Source organism: Amycolatopsis sp. FU40, from assembly GCF_021903635.1.
GTDB lineage: Bacteria > Actinomycetota > Actinomycetes > Mycobacteriales > Pseudonocardiaceae > Amycolatopsis > Amycolatopsis dendrobii.
The window spans coordinates 3,460,681-3,482,676 of sequence record NZ_CP091381.1 but is presented as its reverse complement, the minus strand read 5'-3'; the positions used below and the strand labels follow the sequence as shown (position 1 = coordinate 3,482,676).

Annotated in this window: 20 protein-coding genes and 1 pseudogene; 15 read left to right on the top strand and 6 right to left on the bottom strand. The window is 71.4% G+C overall.

Annotation, left to right across the window (positions count from 1 at the left end; all coding sequences use genetic code 11):
• The first annotated feature begins 24 nt into the window (after window positions 1-24).
• The 8 genes from L3Q65_RS16950 (at window position 25) to L3Q65_RS16915 (ending at window position 8,867) form a co-directional block, all read left to right on the top strand.
• The gene (locus tag L3Q65_RS16950) at window positions 25-1,587 is read left to right on the top strand and encodes a hydantoinase/oxoprolinase family protein (RefSeq protein ID WP_237600210.1); all 1,563 of its coding nucleotides are present in this window, start codon (window positions 25-27) and stop codon (window positions 1,585-1,587) included.
• A complete protein-coding gene (locus L3Q65_RS16945) occupies window positions 1,580-2,650 on the top strand; it encodes a DUF917 domain-containing protein (protein WP_237600209.1) in 1,071 nt (356 codons plus the stop codon). Before L3Q65_RS16950 ends, L3Q65_RS16945 begins: the two co-directional genes overlap by 8 nt.
• Window positions 2,647-3,741 carry a DUF917 domain-containing protein gene (locus L3Q65_RS16940; RefSeq protein WP_182895935.1) on the top strand — a complete coding sequence of 365 codons (1,095 nt, stop codon included), beginning with the start codon at window positions 2,647-2,649 and terminating at the stop codon, window positions 3,739-3,741. Before L3Q65_RS16945 ends, L3Q65_RS16940 begins: the two co-directional genes overlap by 4 nt.
• The gene (locus L3Q65_RS16935) at window positions 3,738-4,457 is read left to right on the top strand and encodes an SDR family oxidoreductase (protein WP_182895934.1); all 720 of its coding nucleotides are present in this window, start codon (window positions 3,738-3,740) and stop codon (window positions 4,455-4,457) included. The genes L3Q65_RS16940 and L3Q65_RS16935 overlap by 4 nt, the downstream gene beginning before the upstream one ends.
• Before the next feature lie 14 nt (window positions 4,458-4,471).
• Window positions 4,472-5,542 (top strand): DUF917 domain-containing protein, encoded by a 1,071-nt coding sequence (locus L3Q65_RS16930; RefSeq protein ID WP_182895933.1) that lies wholly within the window; start codon window positions 4,472-4,474, stop codon window positions 5,540-5,542.
• Entirely contained in the window at window positions 5,539-7,035 is a 1,497-nt protein-coding gene (locus tag L3Q65_RS16925; protein ID WP_182895932.1) for a helix-turn-helix domain-containing protein, read from the top strand. Before L3Q65_RS16930 ends, L3Q65_RS16925 begins: the two co-directional genes overlap by 4 nt.
• Window positions 7,036-7,093: 58 nt before the next feature.
• On the top strand, window positions 7,094-7,942 hold the full coding sequence (locus L3Q65_RS16920; RefSeq protein ID WP_182895931.1) for a helix-turn-helix transcriptional regulator: 849 nt from the start codon (window positions 7,094-7,096) through the stop codon (window positions 7,940-7,942).
• A gap of 73 nt (window positions 7,943-8,015) precedes the next feature.
• Window positions 8,016-8,867 carry an oxidoreductase gene (locus tag L3Q65_RS16915; protein ID WP_182895930.1) on the top strand — a complete coding sequence of 284 codons (852 nt, stop codon included), beginning with the start codon at window positions 8,016-8,018 and terminating at the stop codon, window positions 8,865-8,867.
• 41 nt (window positions 8,868-8,908) lie between these two features.
• Here the strand turns inward: L3Q65_RS16915 and L3Q65_RS16910 are convergent, their stop codons facing one another.
• Together L3Q65_RS16910 and L3Q65_RS16905 are read right to left on the bottom strand one after the other, a co-directional pair.
• Window positions 8,909-10,138 (bottom strand): alpha/beta fold hydrolase, encoded by a 1,230-nt coding sequence (locus L3Q65_RS16910; protein ID WP_182895929.1) that lies wholly within the window; start codon window positions 10,136-10,138, stop codon window positions 8,909-8,911.
• A 209-nt stretch (window positions 10,139-10,347) separates the two neighbouring features.
• Window positions 10,348-10,641 carry a hypothetical protein gene (locus tag L3Q65_RS16905; RefSeq protein WP_182895928.1) on the bottom strand — a complete coding sequence of 98 codons (294 nt, stop codon included), beginning with the start codon at window positions 10,639-10,641 and terminating at the stop codon, window positions 10,348-10,350.
• 120 nt (window positions 10,642-10,761) lie between these two features.
• Here L3Q65_RS16905 and L3Q65_RS16900 point away from each other — a divergent pair, with 120 nt between their 5' ends.
• Window positions 10,762-10,950: a hypothetical protein gene (locus L3Q65_RS16900; protein ID WP_182895927.1), complete on the top strand. Its 189-nt coding sequence runs from the start codon at window positions 10,762-10,764 to the stop codon at window positions 10,948-10,950.
• A gap of 100 nt (window positions 10,951-11,050) precedes the next feature.
• Here the strand turns inward: L3Q65_RS16900 and L3Q65_RS16895 are convergent, their stop codons facing one another.
• Window positions 11,051-11,668: an RraA family protein gene (locus tag L3Q65_RS16895; protein ID WP_237600208.1), complete on the bottom strand. Its 618-nt coding sequence runs from the start codon at window positions 11,666-11,668 to the stop codon at window positions 11,051-11,053.
• 43 nt (window positions 11,669-11,711) lie between these two features.
• Here L3Q65_RS16895 and L3Q65_RS16890 point away from each other — a divergent pair, with 43 nt between their 5' ends.
• Window positions 11,712-12,236 (top strand): methylated-DNA--[protein]-cysteine S-methyltransferase, encoded by a 525-nt coding sequence (locus L3Q65_RS16890; RefSeq protein ID WP_370648188.1) that lies wholly within the window; start codon window positions 11,712-11,714, stop codon window positions 12,234-12,236.
• Window positions 12,237-12,242: 6 nt separating this feature from the next.
• Here L3Q65_RS16890 and L3Q65_RS16885 read toward each other — a convergent pair whose 3' ends face one another.
• The gene (locus L3Q65_RS16885; RefSeq protein ID WP_237600207.1) at window positions 12,243-13,037 is read right to left on the bottom strand and encodes a siderophore-interacting protein; all 795 of its coding nucleotides are present in this window, start codon (window positions 13,035-13,037) and stop codon (window positions 12,243-12,245) included.
• A 1,112-nt stretch (window positions 13,038-14,149) separates the two neighbouring features.
• On the opposite strand from L3Q65_RS16885, the gene L3Q65_RS16880 reads away from it, so the two are divergent.
• From L3Q65_RS16880 to fgd, 4 genes and pseudogenes are all read left to right on the top strand, one after another.
• Complete coding sequence (locus tag L3Q65_RS16880; RefSeq protein ID WP_237600206.1) at window positions 14,150-14,485, top strand: hypothetical protein; 336 nt, start codon at window positions 14,150-14,152, stop codon at window positions 14,483-14,485.
• A pseudogene (locus L3Q65_RS16875) lies at window positions 14,475-14,813 on the top strand (YciI family protein); the annotation flags it as partial. The gene L3Q65_RS16880 and the pseudogene L3Q65_RS16875, both read left to right, overlap by 11 nt.
• A gap of 233 nt (window positions 14,814-15,046) precedes the next feature.
• Window positions 15,047-16,345: a glycoside hydrolase family 76 protein gene (locus L3Q65_RS16870; RefSeq protein ID WP_237600205.1), complete on the top strand. Its 1,299-nt coding sequence runs from the start codon at window positions 15,047-15,049 to the stop codon at window positions 16,343-16,345.
• A 122-nt stretch (window positions 16,346-16,467) separates the two neighbouring features.
• On the top strand, window positions 16,468-17,472 hold the full coding sequence (gene fgd, locus L3Q65_RS16865; RefSeq protein ID WP_182895920.1) for a glucose-6-phosphate dehydrogenase (coenzyme-F420): 1,005 nt from the start codon (window positions 16,468-16,470) through the stop codon (window positions 17,470-17,472).
• A 48-nt stretch (window positions 17,473-17,520) separates the two neighbouring features.
• On the opposite strand, the gene L3Q65_RS16860 is transcribed toward fgd, so the two are convergent.
• Window positions 17,521-18,048: a helix-turn-helix domain-containing protein gene (locus L3Q65_RS16860; RefSeq protein WP_182895919.1), complete on the bottom strand. Its 528-nt coding sequence runs from the start codon at window positions 18,046-18,048 to the stop codon at window positions 17,521-17,523.
• Window positions 18,049-18,095: 47 nt separating this feature from the next.
• On the opposite strand from L3Q65_RS16860, the gene L3Q65_RS16855 reads away from it, so the two are divergent.
• Window positions 18,096-19,337, top strand: a complete 1,242-nt coding sequence (locus L3Q65_RS16855) for a S9 family peptidase (RefSeq protein ID WP_182895918.1) — start codon at window positions 18,096-18,098, stop codon at window positions 19,335-19,337.
• Window positions 19,338-19,373: 36 nt separating this feature from the next.
• On the opposite strand, the gene L3Q65_RS16850 is transcribed toward L3Q65_RS16855, so the two are convergent.
• On the bottom strand, window positions 19,374-21,794 hold the full coding sequence (locus tag L3Q65_RS16850) for an SdrD B-like domain-containing protein (protein WP_237600204.1): 2,421 nt from the start codon (window positions 21,792-21,794) through the stop codon (window positions 19,374-19,376).
• Window positions 21,795-21,996: the final 202 nt, after the last annotated feature.

The following is a 21,996-nucleotide window of genomic DNA, read 5'->3' as shown; positions in this document are numbered from 1 at the left end:
CGTTACCTGGAAGGAGATTTGCCCGTGCGCATCGGCATCGACGTCGGCGGCACCAACACCGACGCGGTCCTGCTGGACGGCCGCGAGGTGCTCGCCTCGATCAAGACCAGCACCACCGAGGACGTCACCTCGGGCATCGTCGCCGCGATCGACGGGCTGCAGCGGCAGCGCGCGTTCGACCCGGCCGCGGTGCGGGCGGTCATGATCGGCACCACGCACTTCATCAACGCGCTCGTCGAGGCGCACCGGCTGGCCCCGACCGCGGCGGTGCGGCTCAGCCTGCCCGCGGGCGCGTCGCTGCCGCCGATGGTGGACTGGCCGCAGCGGCTGGTCGACGCGGTGTCCGGGCGCAGCTACCTGGTGCACGGCGGCCACGAGTTCGACGGACGGCACATCGCCGAACTGGACGAGAGCGAACTGCGCAAGGCGGCCGACGACATGGGCACGGCCGGAGTGCGCAGCGTCGCGATCACGTCGGTGTTCTCGCCGGTGAACGCGGAGTTCGAGGCGCGGGCGGCGGAGATCATCGCTTCGCAGCTGCCGGACGTCGCGATCTCGCTGTCCCACGAAATCGGCCGGATCGGCTTGCTGGAGAGGGAAAACGCGACGGTCATCAACGCCGCGCTGCGCGAGCTGGCAGCGCACATCGTGGACGGTCTGGCCGCGTCGGTCACCGGAGCGGGCATCACCGCTCCGCTCTACCTGAGCCAGAACGACGGCACGCTGATGGACGTCGACTTCGCCCGCCGCTACCCGGTGGCGACCTTCGCGTCCGGTCCGACGAACTCGATGCGCGGCGCGGCGGTGCTGTCCGGTTTGGACACATGCGCGGTGGTCGACGTCGGCGGCACCACGAGCGACGTCGGCGTGCTGCGGCAGGGTTTCCCGCGCGAGGCGACCACCGACGTGAGCGTGGCCGGGATCCGCACGAACTTCCGGATGCCGGACGTCCTTTCGATCGGCATCGGCGGCGGCAGCCGGGTCCGCGGCGACGCGGCCGGCGTGACCGTCGGACCGGATTCCGTCGGCTACGAGCTGACCTCGAAGGCGCTCGTATTCGGCGGAGACACCTTGACCGCCACCGACATCGCGGTCGCCGCGGGACGGGCCGAGATCGGCGACCCGTCGCTGGTCGCGCACCTCGACCGGGACTTCGTCAAGGCGGCGCTGGACCGGATCGCGGCGGACGTTTCCGACGTCGTCGACCGGATGCGCACGTCGTCCGAGCCGCTTCCGGTGGTCGCGGTCGGCGGCGGTTCGGTGCTGCTGCCGGACGAGCTGGCCGGTTCCGGCGAGGTCCGCAGGCCGGACCACTACGCGGTGGCCAACGCGATCGGGGCGGCGATCGCGCAGATCGGCGGCGAGGTCGACCGGGTCTACGTGATCGAGCCCGGCCGCCGCGAGGCCGTGGTGGACGAGGCGAAGCAGGAAGCGGTCGACCGCGCGGTGGCCGCCGGGGCGAGCCCGGCGTCCGTCGGCATCGTCGACTTCGACGAGGTGCCGATCCCGTACCTGCCCGGCAACGCCACCCGGATCCGGGTCAAGGCGGTCGGCGACCTGCAGCTGGGGGGCGTGAACAATGGCTGAGATCACCGAGAAGGACCTCGACGATATCGCGCGCGGCGCGGCGATCCTCGGCACCGGCGGCGGGGGAGACCCGTACATCGGCCGGTTGCTCGCGCAGTCCGCGGTCCGCGAGCACGGTCCGGTGCCGCTGGTGCCACTGTCCGATCTGGACGACGACGCCGTGGTGCTGCCGGTCGCGATGATGGGCGCGCCGACCGTCATGGTGGAGAAACTGCCGTCCGCCGAACAGGTCGGGCTCGCCGCCCGGACGCTGGCCACCTACCTGGGCAAGGAACTCACGCACATCGCCTGCGCCGAAGCGGGCGGCGTGAACTCGCTGATCCCGGTCGTCGCGGCGGCACAGCTGGGTCTGCCGCTGGTGGACGCGGACGGCATGGGGCGCGCGTTCCCGGAACTGCAGATGGTTTTGCCTACCCTGTACGGAATCCGCGCGACCCCGATGTCCATCGCGGACGAGAAGGGCAACCGCGGCGTACTGGACACTGTGGACAATCACTGGGCGGAGCGGCTGGCCCGGTCGGCGACCATCGACATGGGTTGCTCGGCGATGATCAGCAATTACGCGATGTCCGGCGCGCAGGCCCGCGAGTCGATGGTGCCCGGCACGCTCACGCTCTGCGCGGAACTCGGCGCGCTCGTGCGGCAGGCGCGCGAGGAGCACGAGAACCCGGTGGACCGCGTGGTGGCGCGGCTGCGCGGGCGGACGCTGTTCAGCGGCAAGGTCGTCGACGTCGCCCGTCGCACCGTCACCGGGTTCGCTCGCGGCGAGGCCCGCCTGTCCGGAATGGACGGTGACACCGGGACGGAAATGCTGCTGCGGTTCCAGAACGAGCACCTGGTGGCCGAGGCGGACGGCGAGGTGCGCGCTTCGGTGCCGGACCTCATCTGCACGCTCGACCGGGAGTCCGGCGAGGCCGTCACCACCGAAGGCCTGCGTTACGGCCAGCGGGTCACGGTGATCGCGGCCCCGGCGGATCCGCGCTGGCACACCCCGGAAGGCATCGCGCTGGCCGGTCCGCGGTACTTCGGCTATGACCTGGACCCGATCGGGGTCGCGGGATGAGCTGGACACTGACCGAGGACCATCTCGAAGACCTCGCCCGCGGCGCGGCTGTTCTCGGCACCGGTGGCGGCGGCGACCCGTACGTCGGGCGGCTGCTGGTGCGCGAGGCGATCCGCGAATACGGACCCGTCACCGTGCTCGATCCGGACGACCTGGACGACGACGCCCTCGTGATCCCGACCGCGCAGATGGGCGCGCCGACCGTCGTGCACGAGAAGCTCCCGAACGGCGCCGAGCCCGAGCTTGCCTTGCGGGCGCTGGAAAAACACCTCGGCGCGAAGGCCGACGCGACGATGCCGATCGAATGCGGCGGGATCAACTCGATGATCCCGCTGGTCGTCGGCGCGCGGCTCGGCCTCCCGGTGGTCGATGCCGACGGCATGGGCCGGGCGTTCCCGGAACTGCAGATGGAGACGTTCGGCGTGTACGGCGTCCCCGGTTCGCCGATGGGGATCGCCGGGGAGCGCGGCGAGACCGCGGTGATCGACACCGGGGCCGACAACCGGCGGATGGAATGGCTCGCGCGCGGGGTCACCATCCGGCTCGGCGGCGTCGCGCACATCGCCGAGTACTCGATGAGCGGCGCGGACGTGAAACGCACCGCCGTGCCTCGCACGTTGTCGCTCGCGCTGAGCGTCGGCCGGGCGATTCGCCTTGCCCGCGAAGAGAATGCGGATCCGATCGCGGCATTGGCGACGGCGCTCGGCGACACGTTGTACTCGCATCTGCGCGTGTTGTTCCGCGGCAAAGTGTCCGATGTGGAACGCCGGACCGAAGAAGGGTTCGCCAGGGGACGCGCCGCGGCGGTGTCCTTCGACGGCGAGCACAAGCTGGAAATCCTGTTCCAGAACGAAAACCTGGTGGCGCTCGTCGACGGCGAGGTGCGCTGCCTGGTCCCTGACCTGATCTGCGTGCTGGAGGCGGAATCCGCCGAGCCGATCACCACCGAGACCCTGCGCTACGGCCAGCGGGTCACCGTGGCCGGGATCTCGACGCCGCCGCTGATGCGCACCCCGGAGGCGCTGGCCACGTTCGGCCCGGCGGCGTTCGGGCTGGCGCACGATTTCGTCCCCGTGGAGGTGGCTTCGTGAGTTCGCTCGACGGCCGGGCGGTCGTGGTGCTCGGCGGCGGTTCCGGGATCGGGCTGGAGGTCGCCCGGCGCGCGACGGCGGCGGGCGCGCTCGTCCACCTCGGCGGCCGGACCGGCGACAGACTGCGGGCCGCCGCCGCGGAACTGGGCCCGACCGCGACCTGGCAGGCCGTGGACACCACCGACCAGGCGTCGCTGGCCGAGTTCTTCGGCGCGCTGGACCGGGTCGACCACCTGTTCACGCCCGCCGCGTCCTACACCGTCGGCCCGATGCGGGACCTGAGCGACGCGGAGGCGGAAAGCCCGTTCGTCACGAAGTTCTGGGGCCAGTACCACGCGGTGAAGCACGCCGCGCCGAAGCTGTCGGACGACGCTTCGGTGGTGCTGATGTCCGGCGTCGCGAGCGTGCGCCCGCCCGCCGCGGCGCCGGCGTACATCGCGTGCAACGCGGCGATCGAGGGACTCGGCCGCGGACTCGCGGTGGAGCTGGCGCCGGTCCGGGTGAACGTCGTGTCGCCGGGCACGATCGACGGGAACCTGTGGGCCGGGCGTCCGGCGGCCGCGCGGGAGGCGAGTTTCGCGCAGTACCGCGCCGACACCCTGCTGCACCGCGTCGGCCGGGAGTCCGAAGTGGCCGATGCCGTGCTGTACCTGTTCACCAGCACGTACACCACCGGTTCGACGCTGTATCCGGACGGCGGCTACAGCTTCCGCTGATACGCTGACCAGCCATGCGCATCACCGCCGCGGACGTGCCGGCACTCGAACGCGGCGTCGCGCTGCTCGGGTCCGGCGGGGGCGGGGACACCGTCACCGCGGCGGTGCTGCTGCGGCGGATGACCGAATCCGGCCGCGAACCCGTCGTGCACCCGATCGCGGATCTGCCGCCGGACACGCTCGTGGTTCCGGTCGGGATCGTCGGTGCGACCGCCGCCTTCGCCGAGAAACTGCCGAGCGGCGACGAATTCGTTTCGGCGATCGCGGCGATCGAACGCTGGACCGGGCGGCGCGCGCAGGCGTTGATGACCATCGAGATCGGCGGTCTCAACGGCCTGCTTCCGCTGGTGATCGCCCAGGAGCTGGGGCTGCCGTGCGTGGACGCGGACCTGTCCGGACGCGGCCTGCCGCGGCTCGACCAGCTCTCGGTCGCCGCGACCGGCCGCGGCGTCGCTCCGGTCGCGATGGCCGAACCCGGCGGCCGGGTGGTGGTGCTCGCCGCCGCGCCGGCCTCGGTGGTCGAGAGCGGGATCCGCGCGTTCCTGGCCGGCTCCGGCGGCTGGGCGGCGATCGCGCTGGCCCCGATCCCGGCCGGCGAACTGGCCGAGCACACCGTGCCGGGCACGACGAGCGAGGCGCTCGCGCTCGGCGCCCGGGTGCTCGCGGCGGGGGAGAGCCCGGAGCTCGCCGCGCTGGAAACCGCCCTCGACGGCCAGGTTCTCGCGCGCGGCCGGGTGCTGGAGGTGTCGCGGCACGTCGGCCCGGGACACCACGGCCGCCCCGGCTTCGGCCGCGGCTCGGCGACGCTGACCGACCACCGCGACGGCGCGTTGCTGCGGCTGGAAATGGAGAACGAGTACCTGCTGGCGCTGCGGGACGGGCTGCCGGTGGCGTCCACTCCGGACGTGCTGTCGGTGCTCGACCGCCGCACCGGCGTCCCGCTGCAGTGCGACGCGATCCGCGCCGGGGTCGAGGTGGACGTCGTATGCCTGGCCGCGTCGCCGTTCTGGACCGATCCGCGCCGGCTTCCGCTGCTGGAGCCCCGCGCGTACGGAATCGACTGCGATCCGGTGGTAGCCCGGTGATTCTCCGTCAGCTGCTCGCGCTGCCTTCGTGGGCCGGCCCGGTCCGGGTGTGTTCCGGCGAGTCTGGTTTGGACCGTCCGCTGAAGACGGTCAAGGCCGCGCTGGACGCGTCTGGCACACCCGCTCCCGGCGAGCTGGTGGCGGTCCTGCGCCCGCTGGGTTCCGATTGGCAAATCGACGCTCTCTTGCGCCGGTGTGCGGATGCCCGAGCCGCCGGAGTCCTGCTTCCGGGAGCCGAACCGCTTGCCGCCTCACGACTTCTGGCCGAACGGCTGTCGGTGCCCTTGCTGGTCACCTCGGCCGATCCGCTCGATCTGCTCGTGGACGCCCGCCTCGCTCTCGCCGCTCCGGACCTCGACCGCGCCGACGCGGTGCTCGCCGCGCACCGGGCGCTGGGGGAGCGGTTGCGGCCGCCGGAAGAAATCGTGACCGTGCTGCGGCGGCTGCTGGACGCTCCCGTCGCCGTCCTCGACGACCGCGGCGAAGTGCTCGCCGGAGAGCTCGCCGAGGCCGCCCGTGTGCGAGTACACGAGCCGGTCCCGCAACGCGTCGCTCTCGCGGATGGTGTGCTGCTGGCACATCCTGCGGTGCTGCCGCAACCCGCGGTATGGCTGGCCGCCGAGCTGACCGGCGCGAAGGCGCCACGCGCGGACGTCGTCGCCGCGACGCTGGCCGTCGCCGCCGGGGCCGTGCAGCGCTGGCTGCTGGCGCACCGCCTGGAACTGGAACGCGACGCCCGTTCCCGGTCCGCCCTGCTGGGCGATCTGCTGCGCCAAGACACCGAACCCGGTGCCGACCTGCGCCGGCGCGCGGCGGATGCGGGCTGGCGACTCGGCGGCTGGCACGTCGGCCTGCGCATCGGCGTGCCCGCGGACGTCGACACTGTCTCCCGCACGCAGGAGGTCGTGCGCGCACTCCGGGCCGAGTCGATCGACGCGGTCACCGTCGAACACGGCGAGGGCTGGACCGGCTGGGTCACCTTCGAGCAGGAACCGACCGCGGAGCGGGTGCGGGCGTTGTCCGCGCGGCTGCGCGCTGTGCACCACAGCCTGCGCCGCACCCTCGACGCACACCTGGGCGTCGGCCGCCCGCACGCCGACGGTCTCACCGCGACAGTCGCTGAAGCCACCGACGCCGCCCGCCTCGCCGCGGCCCGTCCGGAGACCGGGCATTTCCTGCACGTAGACCAGCTCGGCATGGCCCAGCTGCTCCTGGAATGGACCCGCACGGACACCTTCGAGCCCGCCGCACGCGCGTTGCTCGCCCCGCTGGTTTCGGTGCCCGGCGACCTGATCCGCACCCTCGCGGCGTACCTCGACGTCGAGTCTTCGCTCGCCGAAACCGCGACGGTGCTGGGGATCCACCGCAATACCGTGGCCGCGCGGATCAGCCGGATCGAGCAGTTGCTGCAGGTCGACCTGTCCCGTCCGGACGAACGGCTCGCCCTGCACCTGGCCGCCCGCGCGGTGATCCTCGCCCGGTCGGCCGAGTAGTACTGGCAGGGCCAGCTACGGCCTTGGGCGACGGCTGAGCGGAAGGCAGACTCGAGGCATGGGCAAGAACGACCTTGGCGATTTCCTGCGGGCCCGCCGCGGCGGGCTGAAGCCGGGCGAGATCGGTCTTCCGGACGGATTCGACGTCGGACGGCGGGTCTCCGGCCTGCGCCGCAGCGAGGTCGCGCAGCTGGCCGGGGTGAGCACCGAGTACTACACCCGGCTGGAACAAGGCCGGGCCCGGCAGCCGTCCGAGCAGGTGCTGCACGCCCTCTGCGACGCGCTGCGGTTCGACGACATCGAGCGGCGGCACCTGTTCGCTCTCGCGGGCGCCACAGCCGAACGCGTGGACCAGGCCGAGCACGCGTCCCGGCTGCGTCCGGCGCTGCGGCAGGTGCTGGACTCGATGGAACTGGCGTCGGCGTTCGTCAGCGACCGGAACCTGACGGTCGTCGGCGGGAACGCCTTGTGGGCCTTGCTGTTTCCCGACGTGGCCGAGCTGCCGCGGCGGGAACGCAGCATGGCGCGCTGGACGTTGCTGGACCCGCGGGCCCGCCTGGTGTGGCGGGATTGGGAACGCGTCGCCCGCGACTACGTGCACGGATTGCGGCTCGCCGCGGCCGCGCAGCCGCGGAATCAGCACATCGCCAACCTGATCGGCGAGCTGATGATGCGGTCGCCGGAGTTCCCGGCGTGGTGGTCGGAACACCGCGTCCAGGAACGCAGCACCGGTCTCAAACGCCTGCGCCATCCGGTCGCCGGCGATCTCGAACTGCAGTACGAGATCTTCGCCTCGGTCGCCGATCCGGGCCAGTCGATGGTCGTCTACAGCGCTCCGGCCGGTTCGCCTTCGCAGGAACGGCTGCGGCTGCTGGCCAGCTGGGGCCGCGAACCCGCCGAGTACTGACCTTCGCCCTTCATCAGGCCCCGCCGCACCTGCGGGGTCCATGCCGTCATGCCCCACGAAAGGACACTTCGCAGTGAGCAAGACAATCCTGATCACCGGCGTCAGCACCGGCCTCGGACGGGCCATCGCCCGGCGAGCCCTCGCCGCCGGGCACCAGGTCGCGGGCACGGTTCGCACCGAGGAGCACGCGGCCGCTTTCCGGGCAGCAGACCCCGGACGCGCCCGGGCTTTCGTCCTCGACCTGACCGACGCGGACCGGATCGAGCCGACCGTGCGTGCGGTCGAAGCGGAACTGGGCCCGATCGACGTTCTCGTGGCCAACGCCGGATACGGCCTCGAAGGCACCTTCGAGGAGTCGTCGATGGCGGATCTGCGCCGCCAGTTCGAGGTCAACGTCTTCGGCACGGTCGCGACCGTCAAGGCGGTCCTGCCCGGCATGCGCGAACGGCGCGACGGCCAGATCTTCGTCATCACCTCGATGGGCGGGCACACCACCTTCCCCGGCCTGGCGTTCTACGAGGGCAGCAAACACGCTCTGGAAGGCATCACCGACACCCTCGCCCAGGAGGTCACGCAGTTCGGCGTGCGGGTCACCGCCGTGGCGCCCGGTGCGTTCAAGACCGACTGGGCGGGCCGCTCGCTGGTCCGCGCCCCGCGCAGCATCGCCGACTACGACGCCCTGTTCGACCCGATCCGGACCCGCCGCCAGGCCCTCGCCGGACAAGGCATCGGCGACCCCGACCGCGCGGGCGACGCCATCCTGAAGCTGCTGGACGAGGAGAACCCGCCGGTGCACCTCCTGCTCGGCTCGGACGCGCTGCGCCTGGTCACCGCCGGACGCCAGCGGGTGCAGGCCGACTTCGACGCCTGGCAGGACCTCACGCTCTCCACCGACTCCGCCGAAGGCGGCGTCACCGTCGCCTGACCCGGTCCGGGAGGGGAACCCGGCGTTCCCCTCCCGGCAGGTCAGACGCGCCCGCGAACGAGGTCGATCAACCGTCCGAGCACGTGACCGCCCCCGGCGCGCACGCCGTTGTGCTCGTACTCGTTGGTGATCCACGGCCGCAGCGTCGGGATCAGCCGCGCGGTTTCCTCGGAGAACGCCCGCTCGACGTACATGTCGTTGGCGTAGATCGCGGCGGCGGCCGGGACCGTGCACTCGCGCAGCACGTCGGCGTCGTACAGCCGCGGCCATTCGTGCGCGGCGAGCAGTTCCGCGGTCTCCTTCATCGGACGGAGGCTGTGGAGGTCGTCGAACAGCGAGGGGAACACGTGCTCGCCGGTGAACAACGCCCGGTCGGTGCGGAACTCGTCCGGCAGCACGCGCTCGGCGGACCAGCGGGTGGCGAACCCGTCGGAGTACGACGACTCGTGGATCACCGAATACAGCGGGTTGCGCGCGCTGAACGGCAGCGAGTTCGCGACGTCGTGCGCGAACGCGGGCGACTCAGGGTCTCGCTCGATCAGATAATGCAGCGCTTCCTCGCCGCCGCTGGCGCCGAAGAGGTAACCGAGCTGCCGGAACAACCGCGCGGTCAGCGGACTGCCGTCGGGCAGGACCACGGCGCCGTCGTCGAGCAACGGCAGCAGCGCCTCGACGCGCGCGCGATCGCCGGGGTAGCGGAGGTAGTACCGGCGGTTGCGCTCGAGGAGGTTGGCGAACGTCGCGGTGTAAACCTCGTCCGGATGCCGCGCGATCGGCGGCAGCCCGCCGGTGAAGAACGCCTCGGCCAGGCCCTCGGGGTGCTGGGAAAGGTAAGCGAGCGTGCAAAACCCGCCGAACGACTGCCCGAGCACGCTCCACTTCTCGACGCCCAGCTGCTTCCGCACGAACTCCGCGTCGCGCACGATCGCGTCCGCGCGGAAGTGGGTGAGGTATTCGGCCTGCTCGGCAGGCGTGCCGGCGAGCGTGCCGACCGGCGTGGAGCGCCCGGTGCCGCGCTGGTCGAGCATGAGGACCCGGTACTCCTGCAACGCTCGCGGCAGCCAGCTGGGCGTCCCGCGCGACGGCCGCGGCGCTTCGTGCCCGGGACCGCCTTGGAGGTAAACGAGAAACGGCCGGTCCAGCCCGTCCGGATCGGCGACCTCGCGCGCGAAGACGGTGATCTTCGCGCCGTCCGGCCGGGAATGGTCGAGGGGGACGGAGAACTCGTGCTCGGTGAGCACCAGGCCGGGAACGCGCACGGTGGTTGCCATACGGGCGATTCAACCAGAACGGGCGTCCGGGAAGCCACGGAAATTGGCGGCTGCGGTCTATTGTGGACAGTTGCCCCGGTGCGCGCGTCCGGTGGCCCGCTCGTCCGGGTGCGGCTTGGGCGGTTCCCCCGGCAGCCCAGTCGTTTCCCGCTGGGTTCGGCGCGGAGCGCCCGCTCGGCCGCCGAGCCTCGCCCCGGCCGGGGCCGGCGTTACTCCTTGCCCATCGACCGGCGGATCTCGGCCAGCTTGTCCTTCGCCGCCTCCTTGCGGTCGGCGATCTTCTTGTCCAGCGACTGCAGATCCTCCGGCCCGCCGATCCCCGCGAGCTCCTGCGAACCGACCGAGGTGGTGTAGCGCTTCTCGATCCGGTCCCGCACGAAGTCGAACGACGGGGCTCCGTTGTCGCTGTAGTCGGGTTCCGGGAGGTCAGCGGGCGGCGGGCCGGAACTCTCCACGATCTCCGCGTCGAGCGGCTGCTGCTCGCCGGGCTTGTCCGCGCTCATCGTCTCGCCTCTTCTCGGTCGTCGGCTCCGCCTCCGACCCTAGCCGACCTAGCGCGGACGGGTGGATGTTTCGCCGCCGGCGGTGTGCGGTAGCCCATCAGGGAGAGAAAGGAGCCCGCGATGCTTCGCCCCCGCTCGACCGCGCCGCCCGCCCCGCCCGAGCCCGTTCCGCCGGGGCCGGTGGAGCCCGACCCGGTGACGCCGGGACCGGACCGTCCGCTTCCCGACCCCGAACCCCTCCCGCCCGACTCCGAACCCGGCCCCGAGCTGGCGGCGGCCGGTCCCTTGTGGACGGTCCGGCCGGAGTGAACCCGCGGGCCCCGGGGCGCGCTCGCGCAGTTCTCCGTTCCCTGCACAGCGCCGGACCGCTTCGCGCAATCCTCGGCGAAGCACCCGGGAACTCCGGCGTTCAGCCGCGAAATCCGCCTGCCTCCAGGGCCGCGTCCACCTTCGCCCGGTGCGCCTCCGCCCACTCGTCGAGCGTCTGCGCCTCCTCCTTGGCCAGCTTCGCCCGCGCGTCCGCCAGCACCTGCGGAGCATCCGCCCCGGGCACCACGACCACGCCTTCCTCGTCCGCCACGACGATGTCCCCGGCGTGCACCGTCACCCCGCCGCACCGCGCGGGCTCGCCGAGCGGGGTCACCTTGGCTTTCGTCCCGGGAATCGGGAGCACGCCGCGCGCGAACACCGGAAAGCGCGCCTCGCGGACCTCCGAGAGGTCGCGGATCACGCCGTCCAGGACGAAGCCCGCGATGCCGCGGCGCTGAGCGGTCGCGCAGACGTTGCCGCCGGCCAGCGCGTAGTCGACGTCTCCCGATTCCGCGACGATCACCGCTCCGGCGGGCGCGCGATGGATGGCCGCGTGCAGCATGAGGTTGTCGCCCGGCGGGCAGCGCACCGGGTACGCGGGCCCGGCGAACCGCGGCACGGGACCCCACAAGGGCCGGATGCCGTAGTCGAGCACCTGGCCGCGGCCGAGGAGGTCGGCGAGGGTCGTGGTCGGGATGTCGGCGAAACCGTCGTCCATGGACGGCGATGCTCTCACGCGCGGCGCGGCCGGATACCGTTCCGTGGCACCGATCACGGAGGAGAAGATGGCTTTCCGGCACACCGTCGCCAAGTCCCCGGTCGGCGACCTCACCCTGGTCGCCGACGGCAGCGCGCTGGTCGCCGTCTACTTCGACGGCCACAGCCGGACTCCGCGTTTCCCGGACTTCGGGCCGCGCGCCGACGACCGTTTCGCCGACGCGACTCAGCAGCTGGACGAGTACTTCGCCGGCCGGCGCCGGACCTTCGACCTCGAACTGGACCCGCGCGGCTCCGAGTTCGAACGCCGCGTGTGGCAGCTGCTGACCCGCATCCCCTACGGCGAGACCCGCACCTACCGCGACCTGGCCGTCGAACTGGGCGAACCGGGCGCGGCACAGGCGGTCGGCAACGCGAACGGCTGGAACCCGCTGAGCATCGTCGTGCCGTGCCACCGGGTGGTCGGCAGCAGCGGCGGCCTCACCGGATACGCGGGCGGCGTCGACCGGAAACGGTTCCTGCTGCGGCTGGAAGAACCGCCCGCGGACGACGCCGGACGCCTGTTCTGAGGGTGTTCACCCCAGCGCGGCGCGACCGTGCTTCCAATACCCCTGGAACGCGATCGTCTGCTTCGGCACCCCGCGCTCCCGCGTGAGGAACCGCCGTGCACCGGTGGCGAGCCCGCTTTCCCCGGCGACCCACGTGTATCCCGGCGGATCGGAAAGATCGAGCTGGCCGAGGACGTCGAGCGCGAGCCGCCCCGGCAGCCGGCCGTCCTCGCGGACCAGCCACTGGACCTCGGCGCCGAGCGGTACGTCGACCGCCTGAACGTCGTCCCGCGCCCCGACCTCCAGCAAGACGGTGGCCCGCAAACCCGGCGAGGACTCCAGGATCGCCAGCGCTGCCGGAATCGCGCTCTCGTCAGCGAGCAGAAGCTGCGTGACGCCTTCCGGCGGCAGGTACGTGACGCCCTCGTCGAGAATCCCGACCTCGTCGCCCGGCCGCGCGTTCTCGGCGAACTTCGAGGCCGGACCGCCGTCGCCGTGCACCGCGAACTCGATGTCCACCTCGCCGGGCCGCGCCGCCCGGATCGTGTAGTTCCGCACCCACGGCCGGGACGCGGTGCTCATGAGCATGTGCTGCGCGAGCCAGCGGGTGCTCGACGCGGTGGGGAGACGCAGCCCGCGCTGACCCTCGCGCGGAAAGAACAACCGGCACCATTGATCGAACCCGAGCGGCGCGAAGTCCGCGAGATCCTCCCCGCCGACGGTGAGGGTCACGAAATGCGTGGACGTCCGTTCGGCGCGCAGCACGGACGCCCGGAGCAGCCGCCTGCGGTCAGGCGTGCGGCGCTGGGGGAGGGGAGGCATGGAGTATTCCCGATTCAGTTAGGTAAGGCTTACCTTAGGCAGGTTAGCCGGTGCCGCGTCAGTACGGCAAGGTCCGCCCTGGCGGCAGCTGTGCGTACGCCTTGCCTAGTGCGGATGCGTCCGTTCGGGCCAGCCTGCCGAGGGTTGCTTTCGCTGGGTGATCACTCTCCGTGTCACTCATGTGGGTGACGGTTGACTGCTCAATAATCCGACTCGCCGTGACACTCTGTGTATCACTCCACGTCGATCCTGGGGGTCGAGGTGGAGTTTCTCCGCATGGCGACCGTGCGAATGAACGTGCATCTTCCCGTGTCGGGGCCGGTTCGCCGCAGTTCGCGGACGCGTCAAGAGGTCTGGACAAGTCGCCGCTAGAGTGTCCGCCGGGTGTCGAATCGGTGACCGCGAAGAGTAGCGAAAACCGTCACTCGAACCGCTGGGCGACGCTGGGGGACCGTTCACCGCGACACTGCCAGTAGAACTGGCTGGTGACGCACCGTCTTCGCCAGGATGAGCGCATCCGGGGCCCGCGCCGCACGACAGCCGGGGCTCGGACAGCCGTCGGAATCGGTCCGCCGGCCGGAAGAGAAAGGGATGACGACCTCATGACGGTGGTTCCCTGCCTCGCCGACCATCCGCGCCACACTGGGCAGCCGCCCGCACCGGAGGCAGGCGCGGTGCTGGTCCTGGAGCCGCGGCCGGACCCGCCGGGCCCGGAGCCCGCTGGGGAAGGGAAGCTGGCTCGCGATCCGGGGAAGCTGGCGCGGCCTGTCGGGCTGCGCGGAGGCAACACGGCGCCGGCTGGCGAAGCCGCGACGGAAGCAAGCGTCGGCAACGCAGCTGCGGGCATCGCGTCCGCGCCCAGCGCAGCCGATGAGGCCGCGAGTACCGCGACGGAAGCCAGCGCGGTCGAAGCGCACTCAGCCGACCTCGGCCAGCCCGGCGATGCGGCCGCACCAGACGCAGTCAAAAGCACAGCAGCGAAAGCCAGTTCAGCTGAGCCCGCTCAGTCGGCAACCGACTCGGCCAACCCCATCTCAGCCGCATCCGCCACACCTCAGCCAGCCGAACCGCTCCGCCCCGCTCCCGATCACCCCGCCCGAGTTCGCGTCGTCGTGGACTGGGACCCCTTCTCCCGCCCGCCCCGCCGGGTGGCGACCCGGGACGAGATGCTCGCCTCCGCGCACCGCGTCCTGGCGCGGCGCCAGCCCGGCCGGCACCGCAAGCCCGACAACCGCGATCCCTGGATCTCCCGGGCAGCGGATTTCGTCGTCGCCTGGGCGGCCACGCTCCGGTTGGCGTTGCTTCTCCTCGCCGGTGCCGCGTTCCTCACCGGTCTCGCGCTGATGAACAGCCCGATCGCGGGCGTCGCGGTGACCTCCGTGACGCTCGCCGCGGGTGTCGCGGCGTGGGTGGCCCGGCCGCGAAGGTCGCCGACGCATCGGTGCTGAACGACGTCGGTCCCGCGCGCGGCCGTTCGACGAGAGCGCCCCCGAGGCTTGGAACCCCGAGTTCATCGAGTAATTCGTCCAGGACTGGACCGAACGCGGCATCCTGATCGCCGCCGAGGGCGTGCACCCCTCGGCGAAAGGCGCGATCGCCGGCAAACCACGCGGCGCGACGCCGGTCGCGACGGACATGCCGTTCACCGGGGCCAAGCAGGTCATCGGCGGGTTCGCGCTGGTCAACGCCGCGGACCGGGCGCAGGCGGTCGAGTGCGCGGGCCTGTTCGACGAGATCGAGGTCGAGGTACGGCAGGTCGTGGAGTTCGCCGACCTCCTCGATCCGACCGCGGAACAGCCCAGCGCGCCGGGGGCATCCGGGCGCATTCGCGAGCCAGGTCTTTGTCATTCGTCGACCCGCACCGCACCGCACGGGGATCTTCGTCCTGGGGACAGGGCGGGGTCCGAGGAGGCAGCGGTGCGGGTCGTGCTCACGGCGGTCTTGACCACGATGTCAGCGCTCATGCCGGTCCAAGCGAAAACGGCCCAGCCCGCGGCGAAGATCGTGGTGTGCACAAACACTGCGACGACCGGCTCGCGGTCACGACGGCGCTCGACGACCGGGTCCTCCAGGTGCACTTCGCCGACGGCGACCCGATGGGCTGGGCGGTCGTCGACCGCTCGCGGCCCGGGGATCAGGTGTGGCTCGACCGGTCCTTCGACGGCGGCGCGACCTGGGACGGCGGCGCGCAGCTCGGGCTCACCACCGCGCCGTCCGGGGCCGGCGGCTGGCGCACCCAGATGTACAACAACGACGACTGGAACAACCGCGGCGTCGGCGCCCTGCGCGCGTGCGGCAGCGCCGTCGGCACCGGCCGGATCGCTTGCACCCCTTGGGCGCGCACCCGCTGGAACGCGGCGAACCGCGCGCAAGCGGCGGCGACCGCGATGATGGCGCTCTGCGACAACGGCACCGGCTACTTCCGCAACGGCGGCGGCTGGGGCACCGCCGTGTCGCTGGCCGCGGTGATCCGCAACGCTTCGGTCAGCCGGATGGCCGGCTGCGACTACGCGATGGCCACGACGTGCGACCAGAATGCCAACGCGGGCCGCGGCCAGTTCCGCAACGAGTTCTCCGACGACACCGGCTGGTGGGCGATGGCGTGGCTCGACGCCTACGACCGCACCGGCCAGCAGCGCTACCTCGCCACCGCGAAGGCCGACGCCGACCGCATGCAGACCTTCTGGACCAGCGAGTGCGGCGGCGGCATCCGGTGGAAAGAAGGCCTGACGTACAAGGCATCCATCTCCAACAGCCTGTACATCCAGGTCAACGCGACTATCGCCGACCGGACCGGCGACGCGATCTACCGGACCCGCGCGCGGCAAGGCTGGGATTGGTTCCGCGGCAAGGGACTCATCGGGTCTGACGGCCTGGTGGCAGACGGCGTTGACGGCGCCAGCTGCGCCGCGGTCGGCCAGCGCTACACGTACAACCAGGGCGTGCTGGTCTCCGGTCTCACCGCGCTGTCCAAGGTGACCGGCGATCAGAACCTGCTCAGCACCGCCCGTGCGGTGGCCGGCTCGACGACGCGCACCGGTTCGTACTTCACCGGCTCCGACGGCATCGTCCACGACCCGGGCGAGGGCAGCAGCTGCACCGACGACGGGTCGTACTTCAAGGCCGGACTCGTCCGCGGTCTGTCCGAACTGGACGCCGCGACGCCCGGCGCGCCCTACCGGGATTTCCTGACCAGGCAAGCGGATTCCGCCTGCGCCCGCTCCCGCGATGACTTCGACCAGTACTCGCGTTCGTGGTCCTCCAGCGCGAACAAGGGCCCGGGCTGCCAGCCGCCGCGCTCGTCCTGATGAACGCCGCGGATCAGCCCGGTCCGTGACCGACAGCACACCCGCCTCCGCAAGGCCCATCCGGGTACGGTTGACGGTGCCACGGAATCCTGCGTGGTTCATGCGGACGGGGAAGGGCGATCGTGGAGCTGAAAGTCGGGTACAAGGCGTCGGCGGAACAGTTCGGGCCTCGCGAGCTGGTGGAGTTCGCGGTGCGGGCCGAGGAGCTGGGGCTGGACTCGGTGTGGGTGTCGGACCATTTCCTGCCGTGGCGGCACGAGGGCGGGCACGCGCCGTGGGCGTTGGCGTGGATGCCCGCGGTGGCGGAGCGGACCAGCCGGGTGCTGATCGGGACCAGTGTGCTGACGCCGACGTTCCGGTACAACCCGGCGGTGATCGCGCAGGCGTTCGCGACGATGGCGCTGCTGTCGGACGACCGGGTGATCCTGGGCGCGGGCACCGGCGAGGCGCTGAACGAGATCGCGGTGTCGGGCCGGGAGTGGCCGGAGTTCAAGGAGCGGTTCGCGCGGCTGCGCGAGTCGGTGCGGCTGATGCGGGAGCTGTGGAGCAAGGACAGCGTCGATTTCGAGGGCGACTACTACCGGCTGGTGAACGCGAAGATCTACGACCGGCCGGAGCGTCCGGTGCCGGTGTACATCGCCGCCGGGGGCCCGGTGGTGGCGAAGTACGCGGGCCGCGCGGGCGACGGGATGATCTGCACGTCGGGCAAGGGCATGGAGCTCTACACCGGGAAGCTGATGCCGGCGATGGCCGAGGGCGCGGCCGCGGGTGAGCGGGACGCGTCGAAGGTGGACCGGATGATCGAGATCAAGATGTCGTACGACCGGGATCCGGAGAAGGCGCTGGCCAATACCCGGTTCTGGGCTCCGCTGTCGTTGAGCGCGGAGCAGAAGCACACGGTGTCCTCGGCGGAGGAGATGGAGCGGCTGGCCGACGAACTGCCGATCGAGCAGGTCGCGAAGCGGTGGATCGTCGCTTCCGACCCGGACGAGGCGGTCGCGCAGATCAAGCCCTATCTTGACGCGGGCCTGAACCACCTGGTCTTCCACGGCCCCGGCCATGACCAGGAGCGGTACCTGTCGCAGTTCGCCGAGGACGTGCTGCCGCGACTGCGCGCGCTGTCCTGACTGCTGTTTCTCGGGAACCCCCGTCCGGCTTCGGCTGGGCGGGGGTTTTCAGTCTTCGCTGGGGAAAAGGATCGGGCTGAGCAGGTATCGCCTGCGTCCTGGAGCGGGCGAGTTCGCGAGCATGGGCGCGATGGCTTTGCGCATGCCGTCGATCATCGCGAGCAGTTCGTCGCGGTCCAGCCAGACCGCGTGCTGCCGGTAGCCGACGAGATCCTCGACCGGATCCGCCTCGTCCCGGCTCAGGTAGGCGTCGAACTCGGCGACCAGCGCGGCGGTCGCGGCGGCGAATCCGCGCCGGTGGTCGTCCGGGGTCAGCCGGGCGATCGCGTTCTGGTCGACCGACGCGCGTTCCTTGCGCAGCCGGTAGGTCCGTTCGACCGCGCCGCGCACGCGCTGTTCGTCGGCCACCTCGAGGACGCCGCCGTCGGCGAGGAGGTCGACGTGACGGTAGACCGTCGCCTTCGAAACGTCCGGGAGCAGCGCGCCCAGTTGCGCGGTGGTGAGCGCGCGGTCGCCGCGCAGCGCGTGCACGATCCGCAGCCGCACGGGATGTCCGAGAAGAGTCAACACGTCCACTCCCGAATGTTCTCACGGGGTGCTACCATTCTCATAACTTGAGAACAATGGGGGCGGGGATGATGCCGAGCGAACTGGCGGCGGCTGTCGCCGGACAGGCCAGAGACGGCCGGTTTGACGAGGTGGAGACGCGGTTCTCGCCGGAGCTGCGGGCGGCGGTGCCCGGTGCGGTGCTGGCAACGGCGTGGAACGCGCAGGTCGGCGAGCACGGTCCGGTGACCGCGCTCGGCGAACCGGTCGCCGAGCCCGCGGGTCCGGGGCTGACGCGCGTTCAGGTGCCGGTCGTCTGCGCGCGGGGCGGATTCCTCGTGGTGCTGTCGGTCGGCTCGACGGGAACCGTTGCGGGGCTTCGGTTCGCGTCCGCTGCGGTGTGGACCGAACCGTCCTATGCGGACGAGTCGGCGTTCGCCGAGCAAGATGTCGTTCTTTCCGCGGAAGAGCATTCGGTGCCGGGGACGGTGACCGTGCCGCGAGGGGACGGGCCGTGGCCGGGCGTCGTCCTGCTCAGCGGAGGCGGAATCTTCGACCGCGACGAGACGGCCGGGCCGAACAAGCCGCTCAAGGATCTCGCGTGGGGCTTGGCTTCTCGCGGCGTCGCGGTGTTGCGCTTCGACAAGGTCACGCACGCCCGTCCCGAGCTGGCGGCCGCGCCTGGCTTCACGATGTCGGCGGAGTACGTGCCGCACGCCGTCGCGGCCATCCGGCTTCTGCGGGCGCACGGCAGCATCGATGCGTCGCGGGTGTTCGTGGCCGGGCACAGCATGGGCGGGAAGGCCGCGCCGCTCGTGGCGGTCGCCGAGCCGTCGGTCGCGGGGCTGGTTCTGCTGGCGGCTGACGCCGAGCCGATGCACCGGGCCGCGGTTCGGGTGGTCCGGCATCTCGCTGCCTTGGACGCCAACGTCGAAGCGCTTGTCGAGCCGATCGCCCGGCAGGCCGAAGCGGTCGCTGATCCGGCATTGTCGCCGTCGGCGCCGGGGGAGGGGTTGCTGTTCGGCTATCCCGGGTCGTACTGGCTGGAGTTGCGCGAGTACGACCCTGTCGCGACCGCTGCGGCGCTGGAGGCGCCGATGCTGGTGCTGCAGGGCGGCCGGGATTATCAGGTCACCGTCGAAGACGACCTGGCCCGCTGGCGGGCCGGGCTGCCGGATGCCGCGGTCCGGGTCTATCCGGCGGACGACCACCTGTTCTTTCCCGGCACCGGTCCGTCCACTCCGGACAGTTACCGGGAACCGCGGCATGTCGACGCGAAGGTGGTGGCCGATCTCGCGGACTGGCTGGCACAGCAGTGACCGAGGTCCGCACGAGGGCGCGGACCTCGGTCGCCGTCACTGCCGCCTGAACCGCCTTCTGCGGGCCGCCACCAGGAAGCCCGTGCCTCCGGCGAGCAGCGCCCCGCCGAGGATCAGCAGCATCGGCAGGAGCGGGATCCCGGTCGAGGCCAGCGAATCCGTGTCCGTCGCGCCCGGAGCGGGCGGATGGGCCGCCGGGGGAGCCGGGTTCGGGCTCGTCGCCGGTGGCGCGGACGAGGCGGGCGGTCCCGGCGGCAACGGAAGGTAGACACCGGCGTCGATGGTGTGGTCGACCCCGCCCGCCTCGGCGGGAGCGGTCACCGGTGCGTAGCCGTCGCAGAGCCGTCCGGACTTCGGCGGCACGACGTTCGAATCGTGCGCCCGGTCCGGTCCGGCCGCCGGGAGCGTGAACCGCAGGTCGGTCGCCGGCGGCGTTCCGGGCACGTTGTCCGTCGCCGCGGTGCAGACGTCGAACTGCACGGTGTACTTCTCGCCCGGCTTCAGCTGGTACTCCGCGCCGACGCCGCCGAAATAGTACTCGCCCGCCTTGTCGGTCTCGGTGCTGGCGACCTTCTTGCCGTCGGCGTCGAGCAGATTCACCGTCGCCTTCGCGAGCGGGACCTCGTCCGTGCGGTCCGGGTCCTGGATGCCGTTGTGGTCGCCGTCGAACCATACGAGGTTGCCGATCTGGATCGGCGCGTTGGCCGCCTGGTAGGCGATGTCGCCGAGCCCGCCCGCCTTGCCGAAGCTGTTGACCGGCCCCACGAACGCGTATCCGTGCTTCGGATTGTCGTGCCCCGGGCCGATGCCGGTGTCGACGTCGTAGTAGCCGACGCCGTCCGAACTGACCTGCTGTGCCGGGTCGAGCTGGGTGCTGATCACCCATTGCTGCTGCGGGACATAGGCGACCGAACCCTGCGCGGCCTCTTGGTGCAGGCCGTTTCCGGAGCGGTCGGGATCGTAGAAATCGCCGTGGAAGTATTCGACCGTGCCCGCCGGTTCGCGGCCGTTCGTCGCGGGCGTGCCGTGGTTCGGGCAGAGCCCGGTGCCCTCCCAGTCGTACCCGCCGCCGGGCGCCGCGCAGGCCATGGTGATGTCGCCGCCGGACATGCCGGTCGCGACCCCGGTGCGCCCCGGACGCGGGTCGATGCCGGAGCCGAAGACGTCCATGAACCGGTCGCGGAAGCCGAGGATCATCGAGCCGTCGCGGGTGAACGCCAGGCTCGCCAGTTCCGGCTGCGGATTGATCCCGGGGCCGTGCTTGACGAACTTGTCCCACGACGCGAACGAGGTGTCCCATGGATTCCAGTGGTCCATGTCCTCGTCCTGGAAGCCCGCGATGACATTGCCCCGGAGATAGTCGAGACGGTGCTCGAGCACCGGTGTGAACTTCCCGCCGTCGTAGGTGTAGACCACGGCTTTCAGATCCTCGCGCCGCTTCGTGCTTTCCGCCGAGCAGACGCCGCCGACGTACAGTTTCGCGTCGTGCGCGGCGACCGCGAACGGCCGCCAGTCGTCGGGCACGGCACAGTCCGGATCCGGGATCGGGACGGTCTTGCCCGGTTCCGCGGTGGCTCCGGTAGCGTCGAAACTGAGCAGGTTCCGGGTCGCCAGGCTTACCGCGTACAGCGTTTTGCCGTCCTCGGCGAGGGCGATCCCGCCGAGGCTTTCCTTTCCGGGGACGTCCACGAAATGCTCGTCCTTGCGCATGTCCACCGCGCCGTGTGCGGTGACCGCCGCGTCCGGGACTTTCGCGAACAGCTTGGGCGCGCCGCCGCCGAGCGGCGTGGCGTAAATCGCGCCGCCGCCTTCGGGGCCGTAGGTGGTGAAGCGTTTCGCGAAGGCCGACTGGAAAATGCGGTCGCGGTATTTGTCGTACGCCAATCCCCACGTGGTGCCGACCTGCGCCTGGGTGTTCAGCACGGTCGGGCAGGCCGAGTCGGCCGGGCAGGTGCCGCGGAGAGCGCGGTCGAAAGCGACCAGCGCGCGGCTGTTCGGATCGGGGGCGCTGCCGTCGCTGTTCACCGCCGGGTTTTGCACCGGAACGTAATAGCGCGCGTCGGGCGGGGTGTGGTCGGCCGGGTTCCACACGCCGGTGACGACCGCAACGTCTTTGCCCTCCCGCAGATCCACGAACGTCGTGAAACTGTCGAAGTGGTTTTTCTCCGTCGACGCGGGCGCGGCGCGCAAGTACGCGCGATACGGATCCGGAACGGAGACGTCGACGCGGTAGCGGCCGCCGGCGAGCGGGGCGGCCGGGTCCGCCACGACCTTGCCCGCCGCGTCGGTGCGGCCGCGCACCTGATGTCCGGCGGGGTCGGTGACCAGCACGGACATGCCCGGCTGCGGGGTGTCCATGGCGGCGTTGACGATGCCGGTGCCGAAGAAATCGCGGAGCACCTGGACGGTCAGCGTGCCGTCCCCGGCGGCAGCGGCGGCGCCAGTGGTCACCGTCATCGAACTGCCGCCCAGCACTAAGGCAGCGGCGGCTGTTCGAGCCAGCCGGAATCTGCCACTCGTTCTTCTGCCACCTCGGTTCATGACTGCGGGATCTCCGTTCTCTGCGCGGAATACTCGCGCGGCGTGCCGCAAAGCTGTAACAGTGAACCAGAAAACGGTGTATCCGGGTACGGCGCCGGGATAAACGGACCGGGTGAAT

Bases quoted from the DNA above. Each gene is read 5' to 3' on its own strand.
- L3Q65_RS16900 (WP_182895927.1), top strand. From the start codon at position 10,762: ATGCTTCGCCCCCGCTCGACCGCGCCGCCCGCCCCGCCCGAGCCCGTT.
- L3Q65_RS16850 (WP_237600204.1), bottom strand. From the start codon at position 21,794: ATGACGGTGACCACTGGCGCCGCCGCTGCCGCCGGGGACGGCACGCTG.
- L3Q65_RS16930 (WP_182895933.1), top strand. From the start codon at position 4,472: ATGCGCATCACCGCCGCGGACGTGCCGGCACTCGAACGCGGCGTCGCG.
- L3Q65_RS16905 (WP_182895928.1), bottom strand. From the start codon at position 10,641: ATGAGCGCGGACAAGCCCGGCGAGCAGCAGCCGCTCGACGCGGAGATC.
- L3Q65_RS16940 (WP_182895935.1), top strand. From the start codon at position 2,647: ATGAGCTGGACACTGACCGAGGACCATCTCGAAGACCTCGCCCGCGGC.
- L3Q65_RS16895 (WP_237600208.1), bottom strand. From the start codon at position 11,668: ATGGACGACGGTTTCGCCGACATCCCGACCACGACCCTCGCCGACCTC.
- L3Q65_RS16945 (WP_237600209.1), top strand. From the start codon at position 1,580: ATGGCTGAGATCACCGAGAAGGACCTCGACGATATCGCGCGCGGCGCG.
- L3Q65_RS16855 (WP_182895918.1), top strand. From the start codon at position 18,096: ATGGGGGCGGGGATGATGCCGAGCGAACTGGCGGCGGCTGTCGCCGGA.
- L3Q65_RS16885 (WP_237600207.1), bottom strand. From the start codon at position 13,037: ATGCCTCCCCTCCCCCAGCGCCGCACGCCTGACCGCAGGCGGCTGCTC.
- L3Q65_RS16920 (WP_182895931.1), top strand. From the start codon at position 7,094: ATGGGCAAGAACGACCTTGGCGATTTCCTGCGGGCCCGCCGCGGCGGG.
- L3Q65_RS16910 (WP_182895929.1), bottom strand. From the start codon at position 10,138: ATGGCAACCACCGTGCGCGTTCCCGGCCTGGTGCTCACCGAGCACGAG.